We start from the raw sequence: 3,695 nt of genomic DNA, 5'->3' as shown, positions 1-3,695 counted from the left end.
GGCTCAGACTAACTAATCTACTCGATCGCGTCACCCACATTCAAATTAACGACCAAATTCCCCACAGCCGTACCGAACAAATCAAAGTCAAACTGCTCAAAATCTCCCCCCAAATTCAACCTGGCGAATTAGGAAGATTGGTATGGGAACTAAATTTACCCGCCAATGGCAAGATGGAAATCAACTACCAATTCTCGATCGAACATCCTGAAGGTGTGCAGGTACAGGGATTGGATGTTTGAAATAATTAATAATTAATAATTAATAATTACCAAAAACAGGGGTTTAAACCCCCTCATCAGCACCTCGTTGTTAACTGTCAACTCCCAACTTTACTCAGCTCTACACCTTGATAGTAATGAGCGAGAATGCTCGAATACTTCTGCCCCTGCTCCGCTAGATAATATGCACCCCACTGACTCATCCCTAGCCCATGCCCATAGCCGCGTCCGGTGAAGAGAAATCCGGTAGGCGTAGGAGAGATAGTAAACCGCAGACTGCGGAGTTTGAGAGCCGTTCTCAACTGACTACCGGGGAGAATTTTGGTAGTATTGCCACTAATGTTGAGACTCACAACACTACCGTAGGGCGTAGTGCGATCGGGTGCGATCGATCGAAGCTGCTGGACTTTGAGACTTTGACTGAGCTGTGCGGTAGTAAATGTCTGCGTCCACTCGTATCCAGGCGACCCCAGATCGTAATCTGGGACACCTCGCAAATATGGTAGTCGAGCCGACCAAATATCTTCAACGTTCTCTGTGTGCCCCCCAGAAGACGAGTGAAAAGCGGCGAGGATCGGTTTGCCCTGATAAGTCATAATTTGACCGAGGGTAGCATTGACGGCGGCTTGAGTGGGTTCTGACTCACCCGACAGACCAGGATAAACTTGACTGGCTTGGGTGCTATCGAGATCGAAAGCTTTGTTACTGGTGGATTGGCTGCGATAGAGAGCGTAAGTGCGGGCGGCGACGGCTTGAGCTTTGAGTGCTTCGGCAGGAAAAGTCGGACTCATTTCTGCCCCTAAAACACTGGATAGATATTGCTCCAGATCGACATGATTGATGGCTAACAGTCGATTTTTGGTCGCGATGACTCGCACGGTACCACGGTACCAGCGATCTGAAATCCAGATATAGCCACCCTGCTGGGGCTTAACCCAGAGTTGCGTCACCTGGTTATTACCAACGACGACCCGATCCTTACTGACTGTGGCAACTAATCCTTGTTGCGGTTGCAGTGCGCCCAATTGACGATCGCGCTCATCGGTAATAATTGCAGGTGTCGAAGCGGCGAGATCGAGCGATATTTTTGAGGCAATCGCTACGCGTAATTGATGGCATTGTGCTGGCGCGATCGTCAGCAACCATAGCAGCAAAGAAAACCAGCCAGTCTGTCTACTCAAGTGAATCATGCGATCGGGATGGATATTTGTCATGCGGGGAAAATCATCATACTATGGAACGTCTGGCGTTTGAATCGCGTCATCAAAGCGAAGATCCGATCGTGCCGCGATCGGAAATTAAGTCGATCGTCATCGATGTGGTGGACTATTCCGCTACAATTGATTGAAAATCGATCGTGTTGGCGTCGCCTCTGTCTTAACTGAAACACATGGGTCGGAAACCTCCGCGTGATTTCAGTCGCTCCCCTGGAGAATCGCCAAACATCAGGGGTTTAATTCTTTGCTGCTAGGCGAAAAGTTGTCCGGCTACTATTTAGATCCAGACTTAGTTCCCCATCAGGGCACTCCCCGAACACCTTACCCCTCATCCCTAACCCCTAATTTAACGTTGTGAGTAACATCCCCCCTCTTGACCTCAAACGGCAGTATCAAGCGATCGGTGCTGATGTCAGTGCAGCGGTATTAGAAGTTTTAGCTAGTGGTGCTTATATTGGCGGCCCGAATGTCCTGAGCTTCGAGCAGCAATTTGCCAGCTATATCGGCACCACTGACTGCGTTGGCTGCAATTCTGGCACGGATGCGCTGTATCTAGCCTTGAGAGCGATGAAGATCGGTGCGGGGGATGAAGTGATTACTACGCCCTTTACCTTTATTGCGACAGCCGAGACAATCAGTGCCGTGGGCGCGACGCCCGTGTTTGTCGATATCGACATTGCTACTTTTAATCTCGATCTCAGCCAACTTGCCGCCGCCATTACGCCGCGCACTAGGGCAATTATGCCCGTGCATTTGTTCGGCAATCCGCTGGATATGACAGAGTTAATGTCGATCGCCACAGCGCATAATCTGATTGTGATTGAAGACTGCGCTCAAGCTACAGGCGCAAAATGGCACGGCAAACCCGTCGGCAGTATCGGACACTTCGGCTGTTTTAGCTTCTTCCCTACCAAAAATCTCGGCGCTTGTGGCGATGGTGGGGCTGTGACGCTCAACGATCCGACTCTCGCTGCCGATCTGCGGATGTTCCGCGAACACGGTAGCCGTCAGCGATATTATCACGAAGCGATCGGTGTCAATAGTCGGCTCGATGCTCTGCAAGCGGCGATTCTCCAGGTCAAACTTCCCCATCTCGATCGCTGGAACCAGCACCGAGCCGCCGTTGCTACTCGCTACCACCAGTTACTTGCCAATGTGCCCAATATTGTCGTTCCCCAACCTACCCCCGGGGGCGAATCAGCCTGGAATCAATACACGATTAGGGTTGTAGCACCATCAGGAATCGAGCCAGCCGCCTATCGCGATCGAGTCCGTGCTAGTCTTCAGGAAGCCGGGGTGATTTCGATGATTTATTACCCACTACCATTACATCTCCAGGCAGTCTATCAAGATCTCGCTCTGCCAGTGGGTAGTTTCCCCGTCACCGAGCTAGTCAGCCATCAGGTACTCTCGCTCCCGATGTTCCCCGAACTCACGCCTGACGAGCAGCAGCGGGTGGTATATGCCCTTAAAGATGCGCTCGATCGTTAGTCTCTATTAAAATCTAATATCTTGCCAAAGCATGGCTTCACTGAATGGCTCCAGATGCTTGACGTTAGTAGTTGCAATAACTATTCTCCGCCCTGAATATTCATCACTCAATAACGACCATTGAGCCAAAATTATCATATCTGCGTCGATATTCTCTCGATCGGCTGTTGGTAAACCCCTACGCTTAGAATCAGCCCAAACCTTTGCTGCTTTCTGCATCACATTAGTTGTCAGGGGTAAAAAATCAATCGACTCTCGCCACCGATCTAGCCTCGTTAAGCTAATCTGGTTCAATTTTTGATTTTCTAATAACAGTAAACTTCGCCGAATTTCATAATCGCAAATATCTGAACTGACAATATAAATACCCTTCGCTAGTAAACCAAATAGCCAATTTTGACAGGCAGTTACTTCTGTTCTCTCATTGGGCGAAGCAATTAAGCCGAGTATCCCACTATCTAAAAAAACAATCATTTATCACTATACAACTTAGCGCCTGAAGGACGTTGACTGTCGATCGTTTGCTTGAGATCGGCTAAGTAGGACTTACGTTCTGCTAATTCAGTAACTAATATTTCTTCAGATAACCAACTGCCTAATAACTCGATCGCGTCTCTATTTTTCTCGATTTGTTCTTCAGGTGTTTCTCCATAATGATGGAGGAATGGTTTCAATGAGACAGCTTGACTCTGATGCTGAGATAACATGAGTGGTGCCCATAAATGTATACTTAAGCATTGTAACAAGAAAAGTAGTGGCTCGACAC

At 48.7% G+C, this 3,695-nt stretch carries 5 protein-coding genes; 2 read left to right on the top strand and 3 right to left on the bottom strand.

Features of this window, described 5'->3' with window-relative positions:
* A partial coding sequence (locus RMO35_RS18445) for a DUF4139 domain-containing protein (protein WP_309742956.1) occupies positions 1-242 on the top strand: 242 nt, incomplete at its 5' end.
* Between the two features lie 77 nt (positions 243-319).
* Here the strand turns inward: RMO35_RS18445 and RMO35_RS18440 are convergent.
* Positions 320-1,435 (bottom strand): SpoIID/LytB domain-containing protein, encoded by a 1,116-nt coding sequence (locus RMO35_RS18440; RefSeq protein ID WP_309742954.1) that lies wholly within the window; start codon positions 1,433-1,435, stop codon positions 320-322.
* 357 nt (positions 1,436-1,792) lie between these two features.
* On the opposite strand from RMO35_RS18440, the gene RMO35_RS18435 reads away from it, so the two are divergent.
* Complete coding sequence (locus tag RMO35_RS18435; protein ID WP_309742952.1) at positions 1,793-2,929, top strand: DegT/DnrJ/EryC1/StrS family aminotransferase; 1,137 nt, start codon at positions 1,793-1,795, stop codon at positions 2,927-2,929.
* A gap of 6 nt (positions 2,930-2,935) precedes the next feature.
* On the opposite strand, the gene RMO35_RS18430 is transcribed toward RMO35_RS18435, so the two are convergent.
* The gene (locus RMO35_RS18430) at positions 2,936-3,403 is read right to left on the bottom strand and encodes a hypothetical protein (protein WP_309742950.1); all 468 of its coding nucleotides are present in this window, start codon (positions 3,401-3,403) and stop codon (positions 2,936-2,938) included.
* The coding region (locus RMO35_RS18425) for a hypothetical protein (RefSeq protein ID WP_309742949.1) at positions 3,400-3,695 on the bottom strand (296 nt) is incomplete at its 5' end. The genes RMO35_RS18430 and RMO35_RS18425, both read right to left, overlap by 4 nt.

Source organism: Chamaesiphon sp. OTE_20_metabat_361, assembly GCF_031364565.1.
Note: the sequence above shows the minus strand (reverse complement) of the source record. Positions and strands in the feature narration are given on the sequence as shown.